This is a genomic window from Streptomyces sp. CB02414 (genome assembly GCF_001905385.1).
In the GTDB taxonomy this organism is placed as follows: Bacteria; Actinomycetota; Actinomycetes; order Streptomycetales; family Streptomycetaceae; genus Streptomyces.
Map to the genome: position 1 here is coordinate 1,159,414 of NZ_LIPF01000001.1, position 24,492 is coordinate 1,183,905.

Consider the following 24,492-nt stretch of genomic DNA (forward strand, 5'->3'; position numbering starts at 1 on the left):
GAGGAACAAGAGATGACCAACACTCCCCCTGGCGTGCTCCTTGACATCCACGCCGACGCCTTGGCGGGCATGAGCATTCTGCCGCGTCCTTTCCAGCGATGGGCAACGCTCGCCGCAGAAGACCGTCAGCCAGATGCAGACTTGGGGGAGGAACTCTTCCGTTCCCTCCTCATCAGCGGTGAGGAAACCCTGATCGCCCTCTGGTCCCGCCACCTCACCACCTGGGATTTCGCGGACAATCCTTCATGGGGCGAGGGCTCCTGTGCTCGCACCGAGGAACGGCGCGCCGTGGTCTACGAGCGCCTTCGCTTCGGAAGTGAACTTCGCAAGGCCTTGGACGAAGCGGTTCCTGTAGCCAAGGTCCCCGGCGAGACCGTCATCACCCGGCAGTTCACCCCGTGGTACACCCCTGAACGCGCAGCGGCCAGATCCTTCTACTGGGCTTCCTACGAGCAGAAGCTCCGCGACAAGGGATGGTCCGAAGCCGCTATCGCCAGCCTCGACCAGGCAAGTCGTTCAGTCGTCGAACGTCTCACCGATCCTGAACAGGAGCTCGCCAAACAGGCAAAAGGCCTGGTTGTCGGCTACGTCCAGTCCGGGAAGACAGCAAACTTCACAGGAGTGGCCGCCAAGGCCATTGACGCCGGGTACCGTCTAGTCATTGTCCTCGGGGGAACCCTCAACCTGCTCCGCGCCCAAACCCAGCGACGCCTGGACATGGAGCTGATTGGCCAGGAGAACATCCTGCGTGGCGCTGACGTCACGGACGTGGACTCCCTGGTCGGGGTGGACTATGTGGGTGATGACGAGGACTGGCCGGAATTCGTGCGCCACGGTGGCCGTCCGTCCACGCTTGGCGCGTTCGACATCGAGCGGCTGACGACACGCGAGAATGACTACAAAAGCCTTGCACAAGGAATTCGGGCCCTCGAATTCGAGAAGCGCTTGCCTGCCCGCCCGTTGCACGATCCGGCGAACCTTCACCACGCAGCGGCGCGGATCCTTGTCGTGAAGAAGAACAAGTCTGTCCTCACCAAACTCGTCAAAGACCTCAAGCAGATCCACGGAATCCTGGGGGAGCTTCCGGCTCTCATCATCGATGACGAGTCCGATCAGGCTTCAGTGAACACTTCAGACCCGAAGAAGTGGGAACGTGGGAGCACTGAGCGCACAGCCATCAACGGCTTGATATCCAAGCTCCTGGAACTGCTGCCGCGAGCCCAGTACGTGGGATACACCGCGACACCCTTCGCCAACGTCTTCGTCGACCCCGGCGACGACATGGACATCTTCCCCAGCGACTTCCTGATCTCTCTGCCACGCCCGGCCGGGTACATGGGTGTCCAGGACTTCCATGACCTGAACTCGCCCGTCCCTGGGGAAGAGCGCACCTATACCAACTCGCAGGAGAAGGCCCACGTTCGGGGCATCTACGAGTCCACGGGCGACAGACTCCAGGAGGCCATGGATGCCTTCGTCCTGTCGGGTGCGCTGAAGCTCTATCGGGCAGACCATGGCGTGCCCGACGCAGCGTTCCGGCATCACACCATGCTCGCTCACGAGTCAGTACGTCAGGATGACCACGCTGACCTGGCGCTTCGTATCAACTCTCTGTGGCACCAGGCGGGTTATAGCTCCACGGCAGGGCACGACCGTCTTGCCGCGCTGTGGGAGGCAGATTTCGCGCGCGTGACGGCAGCACGCGCAAGCAGCCTTCCGCAACCGTCCTCGTACGCCGAGCTGCGTCCGTACGTCCACGCCGCACGGCAGCGCATCGGCAGCGGCGGCAATCCGGTTGTCGTCGTGAACGGGGACACGGACCGCTATTTCGCCCAACTCGACCTCGACTTTGACCGGACACCTAACGTCTGGAAGATCCTCGTGGGGGGTACGAAGCTGTCCCGCGGCTTCACCGTCGAAGGGCTCACCGTCACCTACTATCGCCGAACCACTCAGCAAGCCGACACGCTCATGCAGATGGGGCGATGGTTTGGCTTCCGCCCCGGATACCGAGACCTCGTCCGGCTTTACATCGGCCGTGAAGAGCCGTTCGGCCGTGACAAGTACGTCGACCTTTACGAAGCGTACGAAGCAGTCTGCCGCGATGAGGAGAGCTTCCGGGAGCAGCTTGCCCAGTACTCCGAGTTGGTGGACGGAGAGCCCCAAGTAACACCAGTTCAGATCCCCCCACTGGTAGCCCAGCACCTGCCGTGGCTGAAGCCCTCTGCGCGGAACAAGATGTTCAACGCGGAACTTGTAGAGGTCCGGTCCCCGGGCCGGCCTATCGAGCCCGCCGCCTACCCTCTGAACAGTGCCGCCAACAAGCGCAACACAGAGCGCTGGCGGCCACTACTGCATGCGCTGGGAACCACACCGCTGCCCTTCAGCAACCCTCCGGATTCCTCAAGCACACTCACCAGGACTTTCACCGCTCTCACAGCCACGGTGACGCATGGGAACCTGGTAGGGGTGCTGTCCCAGCTCGAATGGGAGCGGCCACAGTACTTTGAGCCTCATCTGACTTACCTGCGCCAGCTTGACGGCAGCCTCGCAAAGGTCGATGACTGGCTTCTCATTTCCCCTCGGCTCGCCTCGGACAATCGCATCGAGGCCAGCGTCCTGGGCTCCGCCCCCCTGTCTCTCGTTCGAAGGAGCATTCAGGACGGCAAGAGTTCCTTCGGCCGTATCGCCAGCGTCGAGCACCGCACCACAGCGCAACGGCTCATCAATGAGGCTGCTGCCGGATCAGGCCGGGAGGTCGGGCCCAGGACCGGCGTCGCCCTGGTCTACGCCGTCGTGGAGGGAACCAGCACCGACAGCGTCCGGGCGGCCGTCCGTAACGGCGCCGCCGACCCGTCCAAGGTCGTCATGGCCTTCACCTTGATCCCGCCGAAGTCAGCCACCAACGCAGATCGCCGCCTGGTGCGCTTCCGGGCTAAGGACTCACGCTTCAGCAACGAGGCCACTGTGACAGTGCCACAGTCCTCATGAGCACGGGGCGCCTCCTGCTCGGACAGCAGGCGCCCCGCTGAGGGCCTGGCCTTGGCCTGGCCCTCACCCTCGATGCGCACAGTGTCCGCACTCGTGTGCGCCTCACACGTCGACTCACACCCTAGGGCAGGAATTGCTTCCCTTCGACGAAGACGCCAACACTCGAGCGGCCAACTGGATTGCACGGCACAGTATGGTCGCGCAGGATTCGGACGTGAAGAAGGTCGCCGACCACATCCTTTCACTCGATCCTGACGGAAATAGATTCGCCGCAGTTCTTCGCGAAACGATCGACCAATTACTGAACGGCGAAGCGACCGGTCGATACGCCTGGGAGCAGCTCTTCAAGACCGAAAAGACCCACGCGGGCACTCTCGTCGAGATTAACTTGCAGCGCGAGTTCAGGTTCGACGACGGTGCAGACGTAGGATTGCACGGCCAGCACCCCATGGATTACAAGATTCTCGGTGTAGACGTCGACTGCAAGTTCTCGCAGGACTTTGGCGGATGGATGATCCCGCCTGAGGCAATGGGACATCTGTGTCTTCTGGTATGGGCCGACGACCGCAGAAGCAAGTGGAGTGCCGGCATCTTCCGAGTGCGCGAGGAATGGCTCAACACTGGTAGCAACCGCGACAAGAAGCTCACTCTGAAGGCAAAGCATCGCATGGATAAAGTGCATTGGCTCTGGCACGAGGCAGAGCTACCAGAAAACGTGCTTCTCCACCTCGATGACGCCACGCGCGAGCAGATTCTTATCGAAGGACGCGGTAAAGGGCAGCGGCGAGTCATCGAATTGTTTCGGCGGGTACAGAACCGCCGTATCGGACGCGGCGCCATACGGACCGCCGCAAAACAACTGGATTACATGGCGCGCCTACGGGAAGGCAAGGGGCGGGCGCGCACGGTGCTTCGCGAGAAGGGCATCGTAATTGCTGGCCCCTACAGAAAACACCGGGATATCGCTCACCGTATCGGGGCAGAAGTTCCCCAGAGAGGGGAGTTTGTAAGCTTTCGGGTAGCTGAGGCCATGCCTCACCACGGCGACCGCCCATATGTTGAACTGGAGGGGCGCCGCTGGGTCCTGGCAGGGCCGGAAGACCCAGTGGTGACAGCACCACTCCTACCGAAGGTCACGGGTGAAGAAGAAGCCTGACCAGGCAAGCAGCAACAGGGACACACAGGCAGGCGGGCCCGGCGGCACTGCCGCCTGGGTGCCCCCCGCCGGCTCCTGGGCTTCCTCAGCCGCGCGAAGGCGCAACATGCAGGCGATCCGCAGTCGGGACACCACACCCGAGCGCCTGATCAGACAACTGGTGCACGCGCAGGGGCTGCGCTATCGGGTGGCCGCGAGGCCGCTTCCCGATCTTCGCCGGACGGCTGACTTGGTCTTCCGCCCCTCGAAGGTGGCTGTCTTCATAGACGGCTGTTACTGGCATGGGTGCCCTGAGCACTACGTACCGCCCAGAACCAACTCTGGCTACTGGTCAGACAAGGTCGCACGGAACATGGCTCGTGATCGAGACACCGACCAGCGCCTCACCTCGGAGGGCTGGACGGTGCTCCGGTTCTGGGAACACGAACCGCCGGAAGAGTGTGCCGCCTACATCGCTGCGGAAGTAGAAAGGCGTCGCAACACCGCACGAAAGGATCGACCCAGCAGCTAGTCAGTCCTTCCCGTCACGCTCACGGGCCGCCTTGAGTACCTCCATAATCGACTCCCCAACAGCTCGGGCTACTGGCGGAGGGAAGGCGTTGCCCACCTGACGGTACTGTGCAGTCTTCCCACCCGAGAAGTCCCATTCCGACGGGAAGCCCTGGATCACAGCAGCCTGCCGGACTGTGAGCATCGGGCCATCAGCACCGAAGAGGTCACGCTCTTCGCTGGCCTTCTGCTCGCAGGTCTCGATGTCGTTGGCGACACCCATGCCCGAGATCCCGAGTTGCTTCCAGGCCGCCTTGGCACGACTGGGCCCGAGATCTGCGCCACCGTGCTTCTTCGAGCCGCCGACGAGTGTGGGAGCGATACCTCCGCCCTTGCCCTTGAGTTCGGCGTCTCGTTTGCGAGCCTTCTCAAGCCACCGGTCGAAGCCCTGGCGGGCACGTTCCCCGTGCACGCCGTTGAAGTACCGCTTGTACCTCTCTCGCATGGTCGGCTCAAGGCTCACCGCGACACTGACCGGTTCCTCATGAGTGGGCGCGGGCCACTCGTACTTGAGGTCCTCGATGACGTCATCACGGAACGCGACGAGGATGGCACGCGGACGAAGCTGAGGGACGCCGAAGTCGCTGGCTTCCAGGACGTCCCACCTGCAGACGGTGTACCCGAGACCCTCCTCACGGGCGGTCTGTCCATCGTCCGCCCGGTACTCGCCCCCCTCGAGCCGAGCCCTGATCCAGTCGCGGTAATCAGAGAACTTCGGGTCCATGATCCCGCGGACGTTCTCGATCATCACCGCTCGGGGCTTCAGCTTCTCAACCAGTTGCAGCATGCGGGGGAACAGATCACGTTCATCGTCCTTCCCCAGCTGCTTGCCCGCGTGGGAGAAGGGCGGGCACGGCACGCCCCCGGCCAGGAGATCCAGCCCGTTGGCCGCCAGCAGACCGGCACCCTTGTGCAGGTCCTGGTGAGGCTCGAACTTCGTGACGTCGGCCGACAGGACGTCGCAATGGTCCCGTTCCCAGGACCACACCTCATGATCTTCGATGTTGAGGCGCAGCGTTTCAACCGCGTACTTGTCAATCTCCACCAGCGCAAGGTGCCCGAAGCCGGCCTGATGCAGCCCGATGGCCTGGCCGCCGGCGCCTGCGCAGATCTCGATCGACGTAAAGGCGGGTTCCCTTCGCTCCTCCGTTGCGGGCTTCGGATCAGTTGTGCGGGTCATGCCCCCTCCTTACAGTCGTGCAGCGGCAGGCACTCTTTGCAGCCCACCATCACTGAGGGTGACAGACCCCACTGACAACAACGAGACCTCACCAAGTTTGCAGCACGTCTCACGGTCCGCCGTACACGCCTCACGCCACAGCGAACACTCATACGATATTCCACATGCGGATACCTGCCTGGACTGCGGACGAACTCGTGCTGGCCGGAGCCCTCGTGGTGCGGAACGGCTGGCGTGAGCTGCGAACAGGAGATCGCGAGGTCGAGTACATGTCGGAACTGCTCCGGTCGCTGCCGCTCCACGAACCCGAGGCGCGCACACTACCCTCCTTCAGATCCGTAGACAGCGTGAGCCGCAAGACTACGGATTTCATGACAAACCACCCGAACTACGTCGGCAAAGCAACCCGGTGCGGCAGACCGACACTGCTCATGATCCAGGCCTTCATCACGCGGGAAAGAGAAATGCTTCAGGTCGCCCAGGCCATTGAGGACGGCATCGGCTCTGGCGAGCTGCACCTGCTTCCCGCACAACCCGACGAAGTCGATGAAACGGGCAATTCTGCCATCGAGGGGCGACTCCTCGTCCGACGGGCTCTGGCTCGCGAACGGAACCCTCAGCTCCGGGCCCAGAAGATCAAGCACGTTCAGCGTCACGGCGCTCCGCTCCGATGCGAAGTCTGTGCGTTCAGCTTCGCTGAGACGTATGGGGAACTGGGCGAGCAGTACATCGAAGTCCACCACCTCACCCCCCTTCACATCTCCGGAGTAGGAGAGACCCGGCTGGATGACCTCGCGTGCCTGTGCGCGAACTGTCACCGCATGTGCCACAGGGCCAGCCCCGGGGAATCCTGGCGCACGCCGGCCGCCCTCCGGGAGCTGATGCGCGCGCCGAGAAGCGAGACGGATGAACACTAGGCGGCCTCCTCTTCCGCCTCGTAGTGCATCTGGGCTTGGTCCAACACGTCATCCGGAGCCAGACCGCGCCCCGACGCCCAGTGCAGTAGGTCGGCGATCAGCTCGATCGCCGACTCCTCGAGAGCCGCTTCGCGTGGGCGCCCTTCAAGGACCCTGCCGCGGCCCGCCTGATAGTTCTCCAGCGCGAGCACGGCACGCTCGACTCGACGGCACATCGCCTCGGAGCCCAAGCTGATCTCGCACCACACTGCTTTGCCTACGGCCGTCATCATGACTCCCCAGTCCAGCGACATCGCCATGAGCATGTGCAGACCACGGCCACATTCCGTGTCACAGGCGGCGGCTCGCAAGATGGGCAGCGACGCGTTCTTGTCGTGCATTTCCACGCGCAGCCGCCCGTCCTTCCTCTCAAGGACCAGGGTTGCCGACGCACCCTCACCCACGTGCTTGATGACGTTCGTCGCCAGTTCCGTGACGACGAGCTGCGCCTCGTCGTGGGCCACCGGGATTCCCCACTGAGCTAGTTGGGTTGCGGCAGCTCTCCGAAGCAGCCGCACTTCTGACGGCAGCGCCTCAAAAGGCAGGATGCAGCGGCGTACGCAGCCCGTGGCGTCATCAGCAGACATGAGCACTCCTCCTCCCCGCCACGCTCATGCTGCGCCCACCGTGCCCTTACGGCTGCAATGCGTAGCGGTCCGTAACGTGAGAATGACACAGAGAACTCTCGCCATGTAACTTCTCATCGGTTCTCGATCGAGTGAATCCAATGGTGAGCCGCCCGCCGCGATGCCTAGCCTGTTCACGCCCGAGCGCGATGCGCCGGCCCCCTCAAAGGAGCCCCATGCCCGTAAGGACCACCACGCGCCGTCGCCAACTGGGCGCCATGTTGCGCAAGTTGCGTACACACAAGGGAATGACCCTTGAGGACGCAGGGCGACTGGTCGGTGTATCCAAGGCGACAGTCAGCCGGTACGAGACTCAGGCTGGGCCAGTGAAGTGGATCGTCGTCGACGCTCTCTGCCGCGAGTACGGAGCGTCGGACGCCGAGCGAGAGGCTGTCGTAAGGCTGGCCAAGGACGCGAAACAGCAGGGCTGGTGGAGTTCGTTCGCCGACTCCATCCCGGAGAGTATGAACTTGCTGCTGACACTGGAGGACGAAGCCGTTCACGAGAACCACTTCTCCTGCGTCTACGTCCCCGGCCTTCTGCAGACTCGCGCCTACTGCACCACCTTGCAGAAGGCGAACGAGGTGCCGCTGGGACCAGCCGAGGTCGAACGGCTTGTAGACATCCGTATGAAGAGGCAGGGGGTCCTCAACCGGCCGGAGCCGCCACGCCTGTGGGCAATCCTTGACGAGTCAGTGATCCGCCGCGTGGTCGGCTCCCCGGAGATCATGAAGGAACAGCTCGGTCGGCTGCTCGAAGCGAACGACACTCCCCACGTCACGCTTCAAGTACTGCCGTTCTCCAAGGGAGCCCACAGCGCCGCCCTCGGCAGTTTCGTGATCATCGGCGGTATCGAGCCCACATTGGACGTCGTGTACGTCGACTTCCATACGGGCTCGCTTTTCCTGGAGAAGGACGAGGAACTGGCGCGGTACAGACTTGCGTTCGAGTACCTACGCGCACAAGCGTTGGACGTGGAAGCTTCCTCCGCCATGATGCACCGCGTCCAGAAGGAGCTGTGATGTCTCTCAGCCGCCAGCCTGCTACCCCTGCGCCTTCCTGGTTCAAGTCGTCGTACAGCGGCGGCAACGCCACTGAGTGTGTCGAGTGCGCCCACGCCTCGCCTCGAACGCTCATACGCGACTCAAAGTGCGCAGACGGCCCTGTCCTATCCGTAGACGCCAAGGCCTGGCGTCGCTTCGTCGAGGCGCTACGCCAGGGCTGACGAACCACAGAGAGCCAGACTCATAGAAGTTCGTGCAAGTAGCCGACACGCAGAGCTGCGGCCGCGCAAGCCTGTTCATCTCGACACTCCTCAATGCCACCGAAGGCCATCATGACGCTGCCGCCTGGGCAAGGGCCCGAGAGTCCCAACGTCGGTTCTTCTGCCGTGTATCTAGACGACGAAGCGGGGAACTGCATCAGCGACACTGGCGGGTCACAGATGCTGAGCTTCTGGCGCGGTGAGACACCCCGGGCACGAGACGTTGATCGAGCTGCCCACGCGCACTATGCAGTTCATCCCGGAGGTGAGCGGCCGTGCCTCAGATGACGTTTGAGGAGCTCTTCCGGTCAGCCCGGCACAGCGCCTATCACCTGGAGATGCGCGACGCGTACGGCCTTGACGAGGACTACCGGGAGTGGTCAGCGGGCCACCGGTTCGACCCAGCGGAGCGCTGGCCCTGGTGGATCGAGCTCGTCTCCTCGGCGGTGGCCCGCGGCGTGGCCGTGCACCGCGCTCGTGTCGTTTCCGAACCACTGTCCTCCTACGCTCGCTACGAGTACGAGCTGACCAGCGGGCACAACGTCAAGGCCGGCGAAGACGTACGCTGGCTACCCCGCAGGCAGGCTTCGGGCCTTGCTCTGCCGGGAAACGACTTCTGGCTCTTCGACGACACATCCGTCCTGTTCAACCACTTTGCCGGGGATGGGACGATGACTGGCGAGGAACTTTCGACCGACCAGAGCGTCGTCAGCCTGTGCACTTCCGCGTTCGCTGCCGTGTGGGAGCGGGCGATCCCACACGACGAGTACCGCCCGGGCTGACAGCGACCGTCTGCCTCGTCGCCTAAAACCTCAGGCCTGGTCGCCGTCCCGTCCCTCGTCGCCACCGTCGACGACCCTTAGGTCGGCACGTTCCCCTGCGTACGGGTCGGGAGTCCCGGCAGGAATACCCTGCACCGCCTGGCCCTGCGCTACTCCATTGCCGTTGAAGACAAAATCGGGACGGATGCGCCAGTTGCGGCCGTCGGGGTAGATGAACCCCTCGGCCGCGAGCTGCTTGAGGGCGCGCGAGACGGACGCCTGCGACATGCCCACCTGCTCGGCGAACTTCGTCTGGCTCTCCACCAGGACCAAGCCGTGATCCTTGCGGTTCTGGAGGGCGCACATCTTATGGAACAGCTTGTATGCGCTGACGCTGAGATTCGCGTCGGCGAGGGCGTTGTGTGCCGCGTATCCCATCGTGGTGAATCCTCCTCCCCTGAACCAGAGACCGTGCGCGGCCGAGGCCGAGGAGTGGACGGTGAAGTCGTTCACCTCGCCCGTCCGCTTGTTCACGGTCTCGATCCGGGTCACTCGCCGGGCCGCACGCACAGAGTACCCCCAAGGGTGAATGAAAGACGGGCAGCGCTGACTGAAGCATTGCAGAGCTGCCGAGATGCGATTCAGCACTGCATAGTCTAGATCGTTTATTCAGGTCTGAATGACACTATCCAGTACTGTAGTAGGCCTCTTGCATTCCCCCAGGTCACCGGCCTGGCCGGGATCGTGCGTCTTTAACAGGTAAGGGGCCCGCCGTCCTCGCCTCCCCTCACTGCCCCGTGGGCGGACGCCGTGCCCCGTCACTGGCCGTCGCGGGTACTCCAACGTCATCGAATGGCGTGGCTGATGCCCGGACGTGGCTGATGGAGGCACACGTGACGGGCGACCGTCCGGCTGTCCCACCGTCGTGGCGTGCTTTCGGCGGCTGAGGTCCCCGGGGCCGGGTCCGTAGAGGCCGAGCTCAGGTGTTCCACGGACTGTGGTGGGCCCGCCCCCCAGGGCCGTTCGGTGCGATGCCCTCTACCCACGGGCCTCGGGACCCGGCTCGATATCCTGCGCCCATGATCCGCGCAGTAGCTTTCGATGTCGGTGAGTGTCTCGTGGACGAGACCGGGGAGTACGGAACGTGGGCGGACTGGCTTGGGGTGCCGCGGCACACCTTCCATGCGATGTTCGGCGCCGTGATCGCCCAAGGCCGCGACTACCGTGAGGTCTTCCAGGAGTTCCGGCCCGGGTTCGACCTCTACGCGGAGCGTGAGAAGAGAGCCGATGCCGGGCAGCCCGAGACCTTCGACGAGGGTGATCTTTACGGGGACGTCCGAGAGTCCTTGCAACGGCTGCGGGCCGATGGCCTGTGGCTCGGCATCGCCGGGAACCAGACGGTCCGCGCCGGTGGCATCCTCCGCGAGCTCTTCTCCTCCGATGTCGACCTGATCGGCACGTCTGACGACTGGGGGGCCAGTAAGCCAGACCCCGAGTTCTTCAAGCGGGTCGCGGAGGCGGTTCCCTTCGAGGCCGACGAGATCCTGTACGTGGGCGATCGCTGCGACAACGACATCCGGCCGGCCCGCGAAGCAGGGATGCAGACCGCACTCGTCCGTCGGGGGCCTTGGGCCACCATCCAGTGGGAGAGCACGGAGGCCCGGGAGCTGCCGACCTTCCGTATTGAGACCCTGGCTGAACTTGACGGCCTGATCCGTCGGTTCAACGGCTCAGCGCACTAACTGTGGTCGACCAGTCGTAGAGGCGGTCGTCCAGGTCGCGAACGCAGCGCTCCTGCTGGTGAGGAGTCAGCGCGCGCCGGACTTCGCGCACTCGGTCCATGCCGGTTGCATACCAGGTCAGAGCCAGTTGGTCCAGGGCTTGTCCGGCGTACGAGCACGCTCCTTCCGGGTTTCCGGACGCAGCTTCGACGGCCGCCAGATCGCCGTAGACGACGGTTCGTTGTTTCTCCTCGCCGGGCGCCATGGCGTCCAGCGCCTCCAGCAAGGTCGTGCGGGCCTGCGGTAGGTGCCCGGCGAGCAGTTGCGTGTTGCCCTTGAAGGCCGCGAGCCTCGCCGGGGAGAACCAGTCCATCCACTCCGGTGACGAGTGGGCGTTGCCGTCCTTCATTACATCCTCGGCGTGCCCGATCAGCCGGAGGGCCATACGGGGATCACCGCACCGCGTCTCGCACTCCGCTTCGACCGCGTCCAACCAGGCCAGAAATTCCGCCGACGCGTGGGTGCGACGGGCGTAGGTCCGTGCTGCGGTCATTCGCTCACAGGCTGCCTCACGGTCCCCGACCCAGCCGGGAATGAAGGCCATGTGCGCGATGACCGCCGAGCCGAGCAGCGGTGCATCAGCCTCACTGGCCGCTTGCAGCGCCAGGAGGAGCGTCTCGTGAGCCAGGCCGGGCTCACGCAGGTCGAAGAACTCGATCCGGCCAGCCAGGAGGTACGTCTCCGCCAACGCCGCGGCGATCACGCTCCGGGTGGGCTCGGCAGCCTCCCGAAGCAGGACGCAGCCCAACGTGGCGTGAGCCTCGACGGCGGGATGCAGGCCGGCCGGTGCGACCGTCCAGTAGAGCCGCCGGTGCGACTTGGTCACCGCGTGAAAGTCTGTTCCCACGGTTGCCGGGTGGGACGCTGTTGTTCTCCGGCCCGGGACACCTGGTAGTCCCAGGGCCGTCGCTGCCCCTGGCACGGGCACGCGCTGCCCAGGGCCTGCACTCACTCCGTCGGTGCCTCATGGCGGTGTGAATCCGAGGGCCTCCAGGCTCTGGCCCAGCAACTGCGCCAGCACACGCTGGCAGTCCGGCTGCGGCCACGGCGGGTTGTCGGACTCCCAGCGCCGGACCTGCCTGACCCCGATGGAGAGCCCGCGGACGCCCATGCGCTTCGCATGCTCCGATAGGGCATCGGCGAGGCCCTGCTGCGAGTTGAACCCGGCGGCCACACGTGCCGCTTTGAGACGGACGTTTCCTGTCGGCCTGGTCACGGACACCTCCTGGAGGTTCGACTCGTTCAAGCCTCCCACAGCGAGTCCGCTCCGGAGCCTTCTACCACTCTCAAGTTGGCCGGTACGTCCGCTTCAAGTCCTCTCGAAGGCCCTCAGAAGACCTATGTTCAGTCCGCCTGCTCGTGGAGTCTGAACCGCGTACCCCACCATGAAGAGGCGCAGGAGGCATCGGTGTTCACGCAGGAGGCTCTGGACAGGGTCATTTCCGAGTGGCTGGCCCGGAGTGGTCCAAATCCGGAGCGGGCTCGGCTGGAGTGGGCAACCCATGGCGTCGCGCTCCTGCCGCTCGGGGAGCGTTTCGCGGCTGTGCGCTTGCCCGGACGCGTCGTTCACGCGGCGGTGCGCTCCGAGGACCCCGATCAAGTCGCCGTGTCCCTGGGCGAGTCGCTAGGAGGGTCGATCATCCACGACCGACGGGTGGAGGGTGGCACTTACTACGCGCTGATCCAGGGCCATGTCGCTCTCGTATGGCCGTACGACGACATCGCGACCTGTCTCGGCCACGGCACCTACCTCGGCGTTCCCCACATCGACCGGCAGCAGCCGCCCGGCACTTACTGGGTGGTCCCGCCTCGGTACGAAGGCGACCTGTGCGCTCCCCGTGCGATCACGGCGTTGGTACGGGACGGACAGGCACGCCTCGCTCAGCAAACCGAGCAGGTCGGGACTCTCGCTTCCGCTTCCTGCGCGAAAAGGAGTGAACACATGGCTCACACGACGACACCGGCCCCCTGGGCCCTACGTCTGGTCACCAATCGGCTCCCTGTCTCACCGGCCCCCTACGCATCCGTCACCCTCGACGCCACCACCCAGACCGCCCGCTACACCGACGCCCTCGGCAAGGTGGTCGAGATGGGCAAGCACGGGACGTCCCGGACGAGCAGTACGGCGTCCGTTTCGGGCGGCGGGGACGGGCAGCAGCCGCAGCCTCAGTCTCAGGACGACACGACGACCGACTACGAGTCGGACTGAACGATGACACGTACCGTTCTGGTGCTCACTGCCCTGGAGGACGTGACCGCGGACTGGGTCATCGCCGCGCTGAACGAGCGCGAGGTGCCGGTGGTGAGGGCCGACCCGGCCGACATCGGCCGACGTCTGACCTTCGGGTTCCGCCTCGGGGCCGGTGAGCCTGCGTGGAGTGGGCCGCTGCGTACGGAGAGCCGGGAGGTGGACCTCGGGGAGATCGGAGCCGTTTACTACCGTCGCCCCACCCCCTACTCGGACCGGTTCGGAGAGCTGCCGCGACAGCAGCGGCGATTCGCGGCGGCCGAGGCGAGGCACGGGCTCGGGGGTGTGCTGCGGAGTCTGCGTTCCGTCCGGTACGTCAACCATCCGGCGGCTGTGGCCCGCGCGGAGTTCAAGCCGGGGCAGCTGCAAGCCTTCGCCGAGCTGGGGTTACGGGTTCCGGCGACGCTCGTCACCAACGATGACGTGGCGGCGCGGGAGTTCGCCGAGGAGCAGCCGTCCGTCGTGTGCAAGACCTTTCGCGGGCTGCCGCCCGGGGAGGACGGGCGAGCGGGTGCGATCTGGACTCAGCGTGTTCATTCGGAGGACTTCGATGACTCGCTCTCGGTGACGGCTCATCTGTTCCAGGCCGAGGTTCCGAAAGGCAGCGACGTACGGATCACCGTGGTCGGCCGGCGCGTCTTCGCCCAGCGGATCACTTCACCGCGCGGAGCCGTCGACTGGCGGTGCGGGGACTGGAGCGACCTCGTCCACGCGCCCGTCGTCGTGCCCCCAGTCGTCGAAGCCGCCCTGCACGGCTATCTGGCTGCTTCCGGGCTGGCTTTCGGGTGCTTCGACTTCGCGCTCACAGGTGACGGAAGTGATCCGGAGGACTGGCACGCAATCGAGTGCAATCCCAACGGTCAGTGGGGCTGGCTTCCGGACGCCCCCGCAATCACCGAAGCCTTCGCCGACATTCTGAGCACGGAAGGGACTGGCAGCTCATGACTCTGCCCACAGACCTCGCCAACGACGCGGGGGCGCTGCGCGCGGCGATGGTGAAGGGGCTGACCGATGCCGGGGAACCGGTCCACCCGGACTGGCTCGCGGCCGCGGGGAAGGTGCCCCGCCACGCCTTCGTGCCCGGCTTCTACCTCCCGGCCGACGAACCGGACGTACGCGGGCTGACGGTGTGGGAGCCGGTGACGTCGAAGCTCGACTACGGCCGCTGGCTTGCGGCGTCGTACTCGGACGCCACGCTGGTCACCCAGTTCGACGGGGAAGAGACCGACTGGGAGCAGCCGGCCGTACGGCACGGAGGAGCGCCCACGTCGTCGTCGACGCTCCCATCGCTCGTGCTGCGTATGTGGTCGGACGCCGATGTCCGCGAAGGGCACACGGTGCTGGAGGTCGGGACGGGGACCGGGTACTCGACGGCGCTGGCCTGTGAACGGCTGGGCTCGTCGCACGTGACCAGCATCGAGGTCGATCCCGCCAGGCTGGCAGGCGCCGCCGACGCCCTGTACGGCTGTGGCTACACGCCGACGCTCGCCCGGGCCGACGGGCTGTACGGGTACTGGCCCGAGGCCTGGTTCGACCGGATCGTGGCCGCCTGCTCCTTCCGGTCCGTGCCGCCCGCTCTGCTCCGGCAGGTCCGTCCCGGCGGGAAGATCCTGCTGCCCCTGTCGGGATGGCTCTACGGCAACGCCCGCGTCCTGCTCACCGTCGCCGGGGACGGGGCCGCCGAGGGGCCGCTGCTGCCGGGGACCATCTCCTTCATGCCCGCCCGGACCGATGCGGCACCGGCGTACGGGAATCCGGCGGACTGGGTCGCGGGGCTCGACGAGGAGCGGTCCCGGTCCGCGCGGCACGCGCCGGAGCGGCTCACGGCTCCGACCGAGGAGGCCTTCCACCTGCGGTTCCTCGCCCAGAGTGCCGTACCGGACGCGCAGCTGGTCACCATCGGCGATGTGCCGCACCTCATCGACGTGGTCTCCGGGTCCGCCGCCACGCTCACTCCCGAGGGTGGGGACTGGAGGGTCCGGGAAGGCGGTCCGCTCAAGTTGTGGAGTCGGGTCGAGCACTTCATCGACGCCTTCGACGCCGCGGGACGGCCCGGGCCGGAGACGTACACCCTGCGGATGGACGGCGACGGGCAACGGCTGCTGCACGCACACGTGCCGCGGCTGCGACTGCCCCGAGGGTACTGATCGGCAGGGAAGCGCCCCGCACGGAGCCAAGAGCTCGGGGGCTCAGGAACTCACGTGCGGGGCCGCTCGCTGGGTGCGGGCGCCGTCAGACCGCGGTCAGGTCGAACGTGCCCGTGCCGTCCTGCCGGCCGCTGGAGTACTGGCGTATGAACTCCCCGTCCGCGTACCGGTCGTAGCCCATCATGGAACCGGTGTACTTGTTCTGCACACCGATCTTCGAGCTGCCGGGTACGTCGCGGTAGATGTAGAACCGCTGGAGGTCGTCCTCCGCGCAGGGGACCGTCATCAGGACCGCCCGCTCGGTGGACGCGTTCTGCTCGGCGATGGTCGCGCAACCGCCGTTGCCCCAGTTCCACAGGGACGCCTCGATGACCCCGTCGCGCTCCGTCACGTTGCACAGGCGCCAGTTGTCCAGGTGGGCGCTGAAGATCGACGAGGGGCGCAGTCGGACGCCGTCGTCCGCCAGGAGCGGGGCGCCCCAGGACAGGGGCTTGCCGGGTACGGCGATCTTGTAGGCCTCGGCCGAGCAGTCGAGGGCGGCCCGCGCGCTGTGCGCGGTGGCCGTGGGCTGTTCGGCGGTGGTGCCGGTGGTGGGAGCCGGGTCCGGCGCGGAGCGGGCCTGCTTCTGCTGCGCCGTCGGCGCCACCGCGCCCGCCGGGTGGTCGGCCTTCGCGGCCGCCGAGCCGCAGTCGAGGAGGGCCTGCGCCTTGGCCATGATGCTGTCGGCGGGCACGCTGTCCTCGCAGCGCACCGCGCCTTCCTCAAGGGTCGTGAAGGTGGTGAAGCTGCCGCCGCCGGGTCCCTCGGTCCACTCCAGCGCCCAGCTGCCGTCGTCCTGTTGGGCGCGGTTGCAGTTGAGGCTTCCGTAGGTGCCGGTGACCTTCTTGGTGCCCTTGTAGAAGCCGTAGTAGCCCGGCTGGGTCAGGTTCCAGGTGACCGAGCTCGACTCATTGCTGGTGGAGGTGTACTCGAGCTGCACGTCCAGACCGACGGTCGCCTTGACGCTGCTGAGCGCCTCTACCGCGAAACTGGTCTCGATCGTGTCGTTGAGGCCGACGGAGACCTTGATGACCGTCGTGGTGTCGGTGCTGACGGTCTGCTCACCGGTGGTGCCCTCGGTGACGTACCAGCCCTTGAAGTGGGTGATCGTCGGCGACACTTCGGTGGTCTTGATGTACGGGTGGCGGGTGCCGAGGTCGGCCGCCGTACAGCTGTCGCCGGGCCGGGGCGCCGTCGCGTCGGTGGGTGCCGCGGCGGCCGGTGTGGCGGCGAGGCTCAGGGCGGTGACCGCCCCGGCGGCCGCGGTGGCGGTCACCGCCATGAGTGATCTGCCGATGCGGCTGATGGGTCGTGCGGAGCGCGTCATTGACTGTTCCCCCTGGTCGAGTGGGTCGGGTCGGGGGTGAATGTAGCGGCCACACAGGGTGGTGGTGTGAGGCCCGAACTGGCCACGAATGATCACGGAGGGGCTTGTTCCGCAGGTACGTGCACACACTCATCGGCGGCCCGAAGTCAACCTGAAGAGTTGCAGGACCAGGTCGGCACGCCCTCCCCCTAGCTTGGCCGAGGACAGGAACGACCCATCCTCAAGGGGGAGTGACATGATGAGCAGGCTTCGTCGGCTGGCCGGAACCGCGGCTGCGGCCGCGGTCGTGACCGGAACCATGGGCGCCTCACCCGCCGCTGCCGCCGCCCCGCCAGAACTGCCGGCCGCCGTCCAGGGCATGTGCAGCGGCACGGCCACCGACCGGGTCGAGGTCGTTGTCGACAAGGGGTACATCAGGACTGGTTACTACCAGTCGACCTCCGTGGTGAAGACCGTGTACCGGGGTGCTTCGCTGGCCTTCTTCGACAGCGTCAGGAACAAGTACGGAAACGAGTGGTTCAAGGTCCAGTACTCCAACCGCACCAACGACTGGTGCGGCTGGATCTACACGGGCTCCGTCTGGTAGGAGGACTGAGCTTCTCCAGCCTTGCCGCTCCCGGCCGTGTCCGGGTTCCGGCCGCGACGCGTCCCCCACCGTCCCCCGGGAGTTTCCCCGCCGCACCTCTCCCGTTGGCCGCGCACCGCTACCTTCGCCTCGCCCGGTCCTGCGCAGGAGAGGTATGTCCCCATGAGCACCCCGGTCCAGCACCCCTCGCCCCGGCCGTCCGTGGCCACGCTGGCGTCGGCCAGGCAGCGTCGGCAAGGGGGCGGGAGCCGGGCCGGGAGTGCGTCCGGGACCTCGGCGGAGACGGCCTTTCTCCAGTTCCAGTCCGCCGTCGGCAACCGGGCGGCGACGGCGGCGGTGCAGCGCGTCAGGAACGCGACGGCGGAACGGGCTCCGGAGTCCGCCGGGTCGTCCCGGCCGGGCACCCCGGACAGCTTCGTGACGGCGAGCGCGTCGGAGAGCTTCGTGACGGCGCGGGAGACGGAGAGCTTCGAGACGGCGCGGGAGACGGAGAGCTTCGAGACGGCGCGGGAGACCCAGGTGGACGACACCGCCGCCGGGGCGAGGCCGGTGAACGACCTGGCCAAGCGGGCCGCCGAGCTGATGGACCGGTTCAAGAAGAACCTCGACCCCGTGGACAACGCCGTCAAGGGCGCCCAGACCCCCACCAGCGCCGGTCTCGGCCAGGCGGCCACCGCCTCGGGCAACGGAGCCCTGAAGCACGATGCCGCGGCCTCGGGCACCTCCGCCGGAGCGTGGAACCTCCTCACCGAGGTCACCGGCGTCGTGGTCAACGCGTACGACTCGCTCAAGAACCTGAAGGACGCCAGGCGGAACCGGACCGGGGCCGCGCACCACACGGCGAGCAGGAAAGGGAAGACGAAGGGGGCGGACGCGGTCGTCGGCACGGCCAGTTCGGGCGGGTACGGCGCCGCCGTCGCCAAGGAGGCCACCAAGGTCCAGGGGGCGGCGGACGCCGCGACCGCCGCCGAGGTGAGCGGCATCTTCAGTGCCGTCACCGGCCTGTGGAAGGGCGCCAGGGCCGCGGGCAAGGTCGGGGGCGCGACCCGCAAGTACAAGAGGATCAAGCGGCTCGGCGACCCGGGCGCCGTGCACGCCGAGTTGCTGGGCCGGTTGCAGGAGGAGGCGAACCGGGCCGAGCAGCGGGTCGACGAGGCGTTCGAGCGGCTGAACGCCATCACGGAGGCCGGCCAGGGGCGCCCGCCCAGGGAGTGGTACCCGGCCGCGGAGGCCGCCTTCGACGCCCTGCGGGAGGAGTACGAGCGCGCCGGCCGCGCCGCGGCCGCCCACCAGCGCGCCGTGCAGGACACCGAAACCCTGGGCGAGACGCAGAAGTACGCGAAGAAGAAGCAGGTCGCCAAGATCGGCAAGGAGACGGTGGGCGGCGTGGTGGGCGAGCCCGCCAAGGCCGCGGGCGGCATCGTGGTGGCGGTGACCGCGGCGGGTGCGCTGGGGAGCAACCCGGGCGGTTGGATCGCCGCCGCGGTCGGGGCCGGTCTCGTCCTCGGCGTCGCCGGTTACAAGGCGGGCCGTGCGGTCACCAAGCGCTACGAAGAGGCCCGGCACCCCGAGCGCTGGGCGGCGGAGGACGAGGGACCGGTGGAGGGCAAGTCCCGCACGGACTCGCTGAAGCACGCCCTGAAGGTCTGGAAGAAGGTGTCCAAGGGCGAGCGCCAGGCCATGGCGCGCAAGATCTACGGCCTGGCGGCGGGACCCGGCGTCCCCGGGAGCGCCGACACCACGCCCGAGTTGCGGCAGTCCGCCCGGGAGCTGCTCGTCGCGCTCAAGGCGGGCCCCGAACAGCACAAGCTGGCCCCGGAGGCGTGGGCGGCGACCCTCGACGACCCGGAGCGGAAGGCCGCTTGGGTGAAGGAGATCGCGGAGCAGCTGGCCTCCGGGTGACCCCGGGGAGGGGTGAGGGACGGCGGGGTCGTCCACCGTCCCGGACGCCTCTTACCAGTGCACCGCCTCTCGTTCCAACTTCCTTTTCAGCCATAGGGGTTCGGCGGTCATCGACGTATTTTTCGCGTCAAACCCACGGCGGTTACCCGCCATGGTCACCGGGGTCGCACGACCCTTGAGCACATCGTGAGCACAAACGGTATGGTCCCCTTCCGTAAGTCGAACGCCGGTCGTGGATACGGGAGTTCGAAACGGGTCGGGATGGTGCGCGGTCCCCTTCCGCTTCGAGTCCGCGTCGTCGTCGCCCCGCTGCTCGGACCGGTCCGCCGCTCGTACCGGCCCTCGCGTGTTCCTTGGAGATCCATGTCGTGCGCCCTCGCCGTCGTCCGCGTCGCCGACTCCGCGGCACGTGGTGGCCACGGGAGACACCGGTCCGCTGCGGCCTGTTGAGAGCCCGGTCGTCATCGGGCCGCCCCGGCGCCTCGCCGCTTCGCGCCGTCCGGCCCCGGCCGCCCTCCCCCACACCGACGGCTTCCCATCCGTGAGGACCTGATGACTGAACTGATAGTGACCGCCACCGCCGTACTGGCGGTGGCCGGAGTCGGGGCCGCGTGGTACTTCCGGCGCGCGTACGGGCGGGCCCGGCGCCGCTCCGAGCAGCTGCGCGAGCACGCCGACCGGCTCACCCTGCAACTCGTCGCGGCCGAGCAGTGCGTGGGGCACCTCACGGCCGCCGTGATCCCGGCGGTGGTGAAGGGCGGGCACGGTGGTGAGGGCACCGAGGGCGGGCCGCTGCCCGTGCCGGCGCAGCTCGACGGGACACCGCTCGCCGAGCGGCTGCGTGCCGTACCCGGCGCGCTGGCCTCGGCGGTGGGGGACGTACGGGCGCGGGAGCGGGCGGCCGCCGAACGGGCCGCGGCCCACGCCGCCGACCAGGTACGCCAGGACGCCGAGCGGCGGATCGCGCAGGTACGGCAGGAGTCGGCCGGCGTGGCCCGGGCCGCCGTGCGCGGCTTCGCCAACAACATCGTGGCCCGGTCGGCGAGGCTGGGCCGGGCCGTCAGCCAGGGTGTACGGCGGCACATCTCGGACGAGGCCTACGCGACGCTCGTGGAGATCGACCACCTCGCGCAGCAGATGCTGCTCACGGCCTCCGGGTACTCCGTGCTCGCCGGGGACAAGCTGTCCCGGCGCTGGCCCGCCACCACGCTGACCGACATCGTGCGCGCGGCCATGGGCCGGATCGAGGGGTACGAGCGGGTCAAGCACCCCGAGATGGGGTCCGTGGTCGTCGAGGGCCGCGCGGTCGAGGCGGTCGTGCACGCGCTCGCCGTACTGCTGGACAACGGGCTGCGCTACTCGCCGCCCGCCGCGAGTGTCCACGTGTCGCTGGAGCAGGGGCACCACGCCTGCTTCCTGATCGTGGACGACGCCGGGCTGCGCATGGACGACGAGCGGCTGATGTGGGCCAGCGACGTGATGTCCGGCGAGCAGCGCGACGACATCACCCGGCTGGGCGCCCATCCCCAGACCGGGCTGCGCGTGGCGTCCCTGCTGGCGGAGCACTACGGCTTCCGCGTCGAGCTGACCGCGCCGAACATCTACCAGGGGACCCGGGCCATGGTCGTCCTGCCGAAGAACCTCCTCGTCGATCCGGCGGCTGCCCAGGCGGTGCCGAGGGCTGCCGCCGCGCAACCGGCCCAGGCGGCCCAGCCCGCACTGGCGGCCCCTGCGGCCCAACCTGTCCCGGTGGCCCAACCTGCCGCGGCGGCTCACGCGGCCCCGGCGGCTCAGGCGGCTCCCGCGGCCCAGGCGGTAGCCGCGTCTCCCGTCCCGCCCGCCGCGACCGTCGTGGCTGCCGCAACCGTCGAGCCCGCCGCGACCGCCGAACCCGCCGCGCCTCGCGAACCCGCCGCTGAGCCCGGCGCTGAGCCGGCCGCCCCGCCGGTGACCGCCGCCACGGGCAGCTCGGCGGCCCCGTCCGTCGGAGCCACCCCCTCGGCCACCGCCCCCTCGACCGACACCCCCTCGGCCACCACCGCCAGCGGGCTGACCGTCCGCCGCCGCTCCACCGCTCCCGCTCCCGCGCGCCGCCCCGCCGCCTCGGACGACACTGAGCCCGGCCGGCCCGCCGTCGCCGCGGCCTGGGCGGCCGGCAGTCGCCGCGGAAGGGAGGGGGAGCCCTCGCGGGCCTCCGCCGACGCCACCCACGACGCCGCCCGGACCCCCGGCACATCCCCCCGCACCGCCGCTGACGACGAAGGACACTGATCGTGCAAGACACACACACCAACAGCCTGGGCTGGCTGCTGGACCAGGAACTCGGCAGCGTCGAGGGCGTCCGGTACGCCGTGCTGATGAGCAGCGACGGGCTGCTGAAGGCCCGTACCGAGACGATCGGCCAGGACGACGGGGAGAGGTTCGCCGCGCTGACGGCGGCGCTGCGCGCGGCGGGCAAGGCCTGGGACGAGTTCACCGGCGGCGCGGGGATGCGGCAGCTGCTGATCGAGTCGGTGGGCTGCATCGGCCTGACGACCACCGCGGCGAAGAACACCATGCTGTCGGTGTGCACGACCGGCCCGGACGCCGACGTCGGCCTGATCTCCCACCACATGGTGCGGCTCGCCACCCGGGTGGGGCACGAACTGGCCACGGAGGAGCGCGTGCCGGTCCAGCAGCGGGTACCGGTCGCGGAAGGCGGCTCACCGGCATGAGCGGGCCGCGGCGCGACCCCGACATGGTCCGGCCCTACGTCCGCACCGGGGGCCAGGTCCGCGCGCGTGACGACGTGCGCCTGGAGAGCGTGGTCGTCGCCGCGAACGGTCCCACGGACACCCTCGGCCCGGACGCCCGCCGGGTGATGCGGCTGTTCGCCGGCGCCCGGGGCGGACTGGCCGTCGCCGACATCGCCGCCGCGCTGGAGCTGCCGCCCTCCACGGTGCGCATCCTCGTGTCCGCGCTGATGGACTCCGGCCACCTCTCCAGCCCGGTCGCCGCGCTCGACGACCAGCCCGACTTCGACCTGCTGCAGGAGGTACTCCGTGGACTTCGCTCCATGGTCTGACGGAACCGGCCGGCCCGACCGGCCCGACCGGCCCGACGGGGTGGCGGACCCGGCCGTCACTTATGTCCCGGCCTCGGTGACCCGGTCGGCCAAGATCGTGGTGGCGGGCGGCTTCGGCGTCGGCAAGACGACGTTCATCGGCAGCGTCTCCGAAGTACGGCCGCTGCGGATGGAGGAGCCGATCACGCAGATCAGCGCCGGTGTGGACGACCTGCGCGGCACCCCGCACAAGACGACGACCACCGTGGCGATGGACTTCGGCCGCATCCACATGGCCGGCGGCCGGATCGCGCTGTACCTGTTCGGGCTGCCGGGGCAGTCCCGTTTCCAGCCGCTGTGGGAGGACCTGGCCGAGGGCGCCCTCGGCTGTCTCGTCCTGGCCGACACCCGCGACCTCGACGCCTCCCACGACGCCCTCGGTCTGCTGGACGGCGCGGGAATCCCGTACGCCGTCGCCATCAACACCTTCCCCGGTGCCCCGGCTTACCCCGAGGCCGAGCTGCGCGAGGCGCTGGCCCTCGAACCGGCCACCCCGCTGACGTACTGCGACGCCCGTGACCGCACATCCTCCCTGCACGCCCTGATCACGCTCACCGAGTACCTCACCGAGCACCGTTCAGCCGCCCTCCTGGAGTCCCGCCGATGACGTTGCCTTCCGCCGAGCCCGCACCGGACGGCTCGCCGGGCCGTGTCGCCCTGTACGCACCGGAGTTCGCCGCCGACCCGCACGCCGCCTACCGGCGGATGCGCCGCACCCACGGCCCGCTCGTCCCCGTCGACCTGGCGCCCGGTGTCCCCGCGACCCTCGTGATCGGCTACTACCAGGCCCGCCGCATCCTCAACGACCCGCTGCACTTCCCGGCCGACCCGCGCGCCTGGGAGAAGCTCATCCCGGCGACCTGCCCGGTCCGGCCGATGATGGAGTGGCGGCCCAACGCGCTGCGCTCGGGCGGCGCCGAGCACGCCCGCTACCGGGCGGCCAACACCCACGCCATCGACAAGGTCGACCAGCACGGGCTGCGCGCCCTGGTCGAGAGGGTCGCCGACGGCGCCATCGACGGATTCCGCGCCGCCGGGTCGGCGGACCTGCTCACCCAGTACTCGTTCCCCATCGCCTTCCGGGTACTGAGCGCGCTGCTGGGCTGCCCCGACGAGATCGGGCAGCGCATCGCCGACGGCATGGCGAAGATCTTCGACACCACCAACGCCGAGCAGGGCAACCAGATCCTCGGGCAGGCCGTGTCCGACCTGGTGGCCCTGCGCCGCGCCCAGCCCGGCGACGACATCACCTCCCGGCTGACGCTGCACACCGCCGAGCTGACCGACGAGGAGATGAGCCATCAGCTCGTCACGCTGTACGGCGCGGGGATCGAGCCGCTAACCAACCTGATCAGCAACACGATCCTGAAGATCCTCACCGACGACGACTTCTCCGCGGACCTGCACGCCGGTCTGTCCACGGTGCGCGACGCGCTCGACGCCGTCCTCTACACCGACCCGCCGATGGCGAACTACTGCATCTCCTACCCCCCGTACCCCATCGACGTGGAGGGCGTGCTGCTCCCGGCCGACCAGCCGGTCGTGATCTCGATGGCGGCGGCGAACAACGACCCGGCCCTCACCGAGGGCGTGCCCGAGGGGCAGCAGGGCGGCAACCGCGCCCACCTGGCCTGGAGCACCGGCCCGCACACCTGCCCCGCCCGCTCGCACGCCTACCTCATCGCCGAGACCGCGGTCACCCACCTCCTGGACGCGCTGCCGGAGACCGACCTAGCCCGGCCCCTCGCCGAACTGACGTGGCGTCCGGGCCCGTTCCACCGCGCCCTGGACTCCCTGCCCGTCACCTTCCCCGTCACCCCCGCAGCCGCACAGCACACCACGCACCCCACCTCGCACCCCGCCGCACACTAAGGAG

General features: G+C 67.9%; 22 protein-coding genes and 1 pseudogene. 18 read left to right on the forward strand and 5 right to left on the reverse strand.

Features of this window, described 5'->3' with window-relative positions; genetic code table 11:
* Nucleotides 1-12 precede the first annotated feature (12 nt).
* From AMK11_RS05240 to AMK11_RS05250, 3 genes are all read left to right on the forward strand, one after another.
* Entirely contained in the window at nt 13-2,991 is a 2,979-nt protein-coding gene (locus AMK11_RS05240; RefSeq protein ID WP_073723502.1) for a Z1 domain-containing protein, read from the forward strand.
* 214 nt (nt 2,992-3,205) lie between these two features.
* On the forward strand, nt 3,206-4,147 hold the full coding sequence (locus AMK11_RS05245; RefSeq protein ID WP_241846890.1) for a NaeI family type II restriction endonuclease: 942 nt from the start codon (nt 3,206-3,208) through the stop codon (nt 4,145-4,147).
* Nucleotides 4,148-4,205: 58 nt separating this feature from the next.
* Nucleotides 4,206-4,658, forward strand: a complete 453-nt coding sequence (locus AMK11_RS05250) for a very short patch repair endonuclease (RefSeq protein ID WP_073723980.1) — start codon at nt 4,206-4,208, stop codon at nt 4,656-4,658.
* On the opposite strand, the gene AMK11_RS05255 is transcribed toward AMK11_RS05250, so the two are convergent.
* Nucleotides 4,659-5,876, reverse strand: coding sequence for a DNA cytosine methyltransferase (locus AMK11_RS05255; protein WP_073723506.1), 1,218 nt, complete (start codon nt 5,874-5,876; stop codon nt 4,659-4,661).
* Between the two features lie 164 nt (nt 5,877-6,040).
* Between AMK11_RS05255 and AMK11_RS05260 the strand changes: the two genes are divergently transcribed.
* Nucleotides 6,041-6,793: an HNH endonuclease gene (locus tag AMK11_RS05260; protein WP_073723507.1), complete on the forward strand. Its 753-nt coding sequence runs from the start codon at nt 6,041-6,043 to the stop codon at nt 6,791-6,793.
* Here the strand turns inward: AMK11_RS05260 and AMK11_RS05265 are convergent.
* Nucleotides 6,790-7,419, reverse strand: a complete 630-nt coding sequence (locus AMK11_RS05265; protein WP_073723509.1) for an ATP-binding protein — start codon at nt 7,417-7,419, stop codon at nt 6,790-6,792. The genes AMK11_RS05260 and AMK11_RS05265 overlap by 4 nt on opposite strands.
* Before the next feature lie 215 nt (nt 7,420-7,634).
* Between AMK11_RS05265 and AMK11_RS05270 the strand changes: the two genes are divergently transcribed.
* From AMK11_RS05270 to AMK11_RS05280, 3 genes are all read left to right on the forward strand, one after another.
* Entirely contained in the window at nt 7,635-8,480 is an 846-nt protein-coding gene (locus AMK11_RS05270; RefSeq protein ID WP_073723511.1) for a helix-turn-helix domain-containing protein, read from the forward strand.
* Nucleotides 8,480-8,683 carry a DUF397 domain-containing protein gene (locus AMK11_RS05275; protein ID WP_073723513.1) on the forward strand — a complete coding sequence of 68 codons (204 nt, stop codon included), beginning with the start codon at nt 8,480-8,482 and terminating at the stop codon, nt 8,681-8,683. The genes AMK11_RS05270 and AMK11_RS05275 overlap by 1 nt, the downstream gene beginning before the upstream one ends.
* A gap of 323 nt (nt 8,684-9,006) precedes the next feature.
* Nucleotides 9,007-9,504, forward strand: a complete 498-nt coding sequence (locus AMK11_RS05280; protein ID WP_073723982.1) for a DUF6879 family protein — start codon at nt 9,007-9,009, stop codon at nt 9,502-9,504.
* A 30-nt stretch (nt 9,505-9,534) separates the two neighbouring features.
* On the opposite strand, the gene AMK11_RS05285 is transcribed toward AMK11_RS05280, so the two are convergent.
* Entirely contained in the window at nt 9,535-10,035 is a 501-nt protein-coding gene (locus AMK11_RS05285; protein WP_073723515.1) for a helix-turn-helix domain-containing protein, read from the reverse strand.
* 527 nt (nt 10,036-10,562) lie between these two features.
* Here AMK11_RS05285 and AMK11_RS05290 point away from each other — a divergent pair.
* Nucleotides 10,563-11,225: an HAD family hydrolase gene (locus tag AMK11_RS05290; RefSeq protein WP_073723517.1), complete on the forward strand. Its 663-nt coding sequence runs from the start codon at nt 10,563-10,565 to the stop codon at nt 11,223-11,225.
* On the opposite strand, the pseudogene AMK11_RS05295 reads toward AMK11_RS05290, so the two are convergent.
* A pseudogene (locus AMK11_RS05295) lies at nt 11,206-12,480 on the reverse strand (transcriptional regulator). The gene AMK11_RS05290 and the pseudogene AMK11_RS05295 sit on opposite strands and share 20 nt — an antisense overlap.
* 726 nt (nt 12,481-13,206) lie before the next feature.
* Here AMK11_RS05295 and AMK11_RS05300 point away from each other — a divergent pair.
* The 3 genes from AMK11_RS05300 to tgmC are packed head-to-tail and all read left to right on the forward strand — an operon-like array spanning nt 13,207 to nt 15,659.
* Nucleotides 13,207-13,473 (forward strand): putative ATP-grasp-modified RiPP, encoded by a 267-nt coding sequence (locus AMK11_RS05300; RefSeq protein WP_073723984.1) that lies wholly within the window; start codon nt 13,207-13,209, stop codon nt 13,471-13,473.
* A 21-nt stretch (nt 13,474-13,494) separates the two neighbouring features.
* Entirely contained in the window at nt 13,495-14,457 is a 963-nt protein-coding gene (gene tgmB, locus AMK11_RS05305) for an ATP-grasp ribosomal peptide maturase (RefSeq protein ID WP_241846891.1), read from the forward strand.
* Nucleotides 14,454-15,659 (forward strand): ATP-grasp peptide maturase system methyltransferase, encoded by a 1,206-nt coding sequence (tgmC, locus tag AMK11_RS05310; RefSeq protein ID WP_073723521.1) that lies wholly within the window; start codon nt 14,454-14,456, stop codon nt 15,657-15,659. Before tgmB ends, tgmC begins: the two co-directional genes overlap by 4 nt.
* 85 nt (nt 15,660-15,744) lie before the next feature.
* On the opposite strand, the gene AMK11_RS05315 is transcribed toward tgmC, so the two are convergent.
* Nucleotides 15,745-16,980 (reverse strand): hypothetical protein, encoded by a 1,236-nt coding sequence (locus tag AMK11_RS05315; protein ID WP_198941307.1) that lies wholly within the window; start codon nt 16,978-16,980, stop codon nt 15,745-15,747.
* 280 nt (nt 16,981-17,260) lie between these two features.
* On the opposite strand from AMK11_RS05315, the gene AMK11_RS05320 reads away from it, so the two are divergent.
* The 7 genes from AMK11_RS05320 (at nt 17,261) to AMK11_RS05350 (ending at nt 24,488) form a co-directional block, all read left to right on the forward strand.
* Complete coding sequence (locus AMK11_RS05320) at nt 17,261-17,611, forward strand: hypothetical protein (RefSeq protein WP_073723525.1); 351 nt, start codon at nt 17,261-17,263, stop codon at nt 17,609-17,611.
* A gap of 162 nt (nt 17,612-17,773) precedes the next feature.
* Complete coding sequence (locus AMK11_RS05325) at nt 17,774-19,513, forward strand: hypothetical protein (RefSeq protein ID WP_073723527.1); 1,740 nt, start codon at nt 17,774-17,776, stop codon at nt 19,511-19,513.
* Between the two features lie 552 nt (nt 19,514-20,065).
* A complete protein-coding gene (locus AMK11_RS05330; RefSeq protein WP_073723529.1) occupies nt 20,066-21,784 on the forward strand; it encodes an ATP-binding protein in 1,719 nt (572 codons plus the stop codon).
* A gap of 2 nt (nt 21,785-21,786) precedes the next feature.
* Entirely contained in the window at nt 21,787-22,227 is a 441-nt protein-coding gene (locus AMK11_RS05335) for a roadblock/LC7 domain-containing protein (protein ID WP_073723546.1), read from the forward strand.
* Nucleotides 22,224-22,577 carry a DUF742 domain-containing protein gene (locus AMK11_RS05340; protein ID WP_073723548.1) on the forward strand — a complete coding sequence of 118 codons (354 nt, stop codon included), beginning with the start codon at nt 22,224-22,226 and terminating at the stop codon, nt 22,575-22,577. The genes AMK11_RS05335 and AMK11_RS05340 overlap by 4 nt, the downstream gene beginning before the upstream one ends.
* Nucleotides 22,555-23,223, forward strand: a complete 669-nt coding sequence (locus AMK11_RS05345) for a GTP-binding protein (protein WP_383581762.1) — start codon at nt 22,555-22,557, stop codon at nt 23,221-23,223. The genes AMK11_RS05340 and AMK11_RS05345 overlap by 23 nt, the downstream gene beginning before the upstream one ends.
* Nucleotides 23,220-24,488: a cytochrome P450 gene (locus tag AMK11_RS05350; protein WP_073723550.1), complete on the forward strand. Its 1,269-nt coding sequence runs from the start codon at nt 23,220-23,222 to the stop codon at nt 24,486-24,488. The genes AMK11_RS05345 and AMK11_RS05350 overlap by 4 nt, the downstream gene beginning before the upstream one ends.
* Nucleotides 24,489-24,492: the final 4 nt, after the last annotated feature.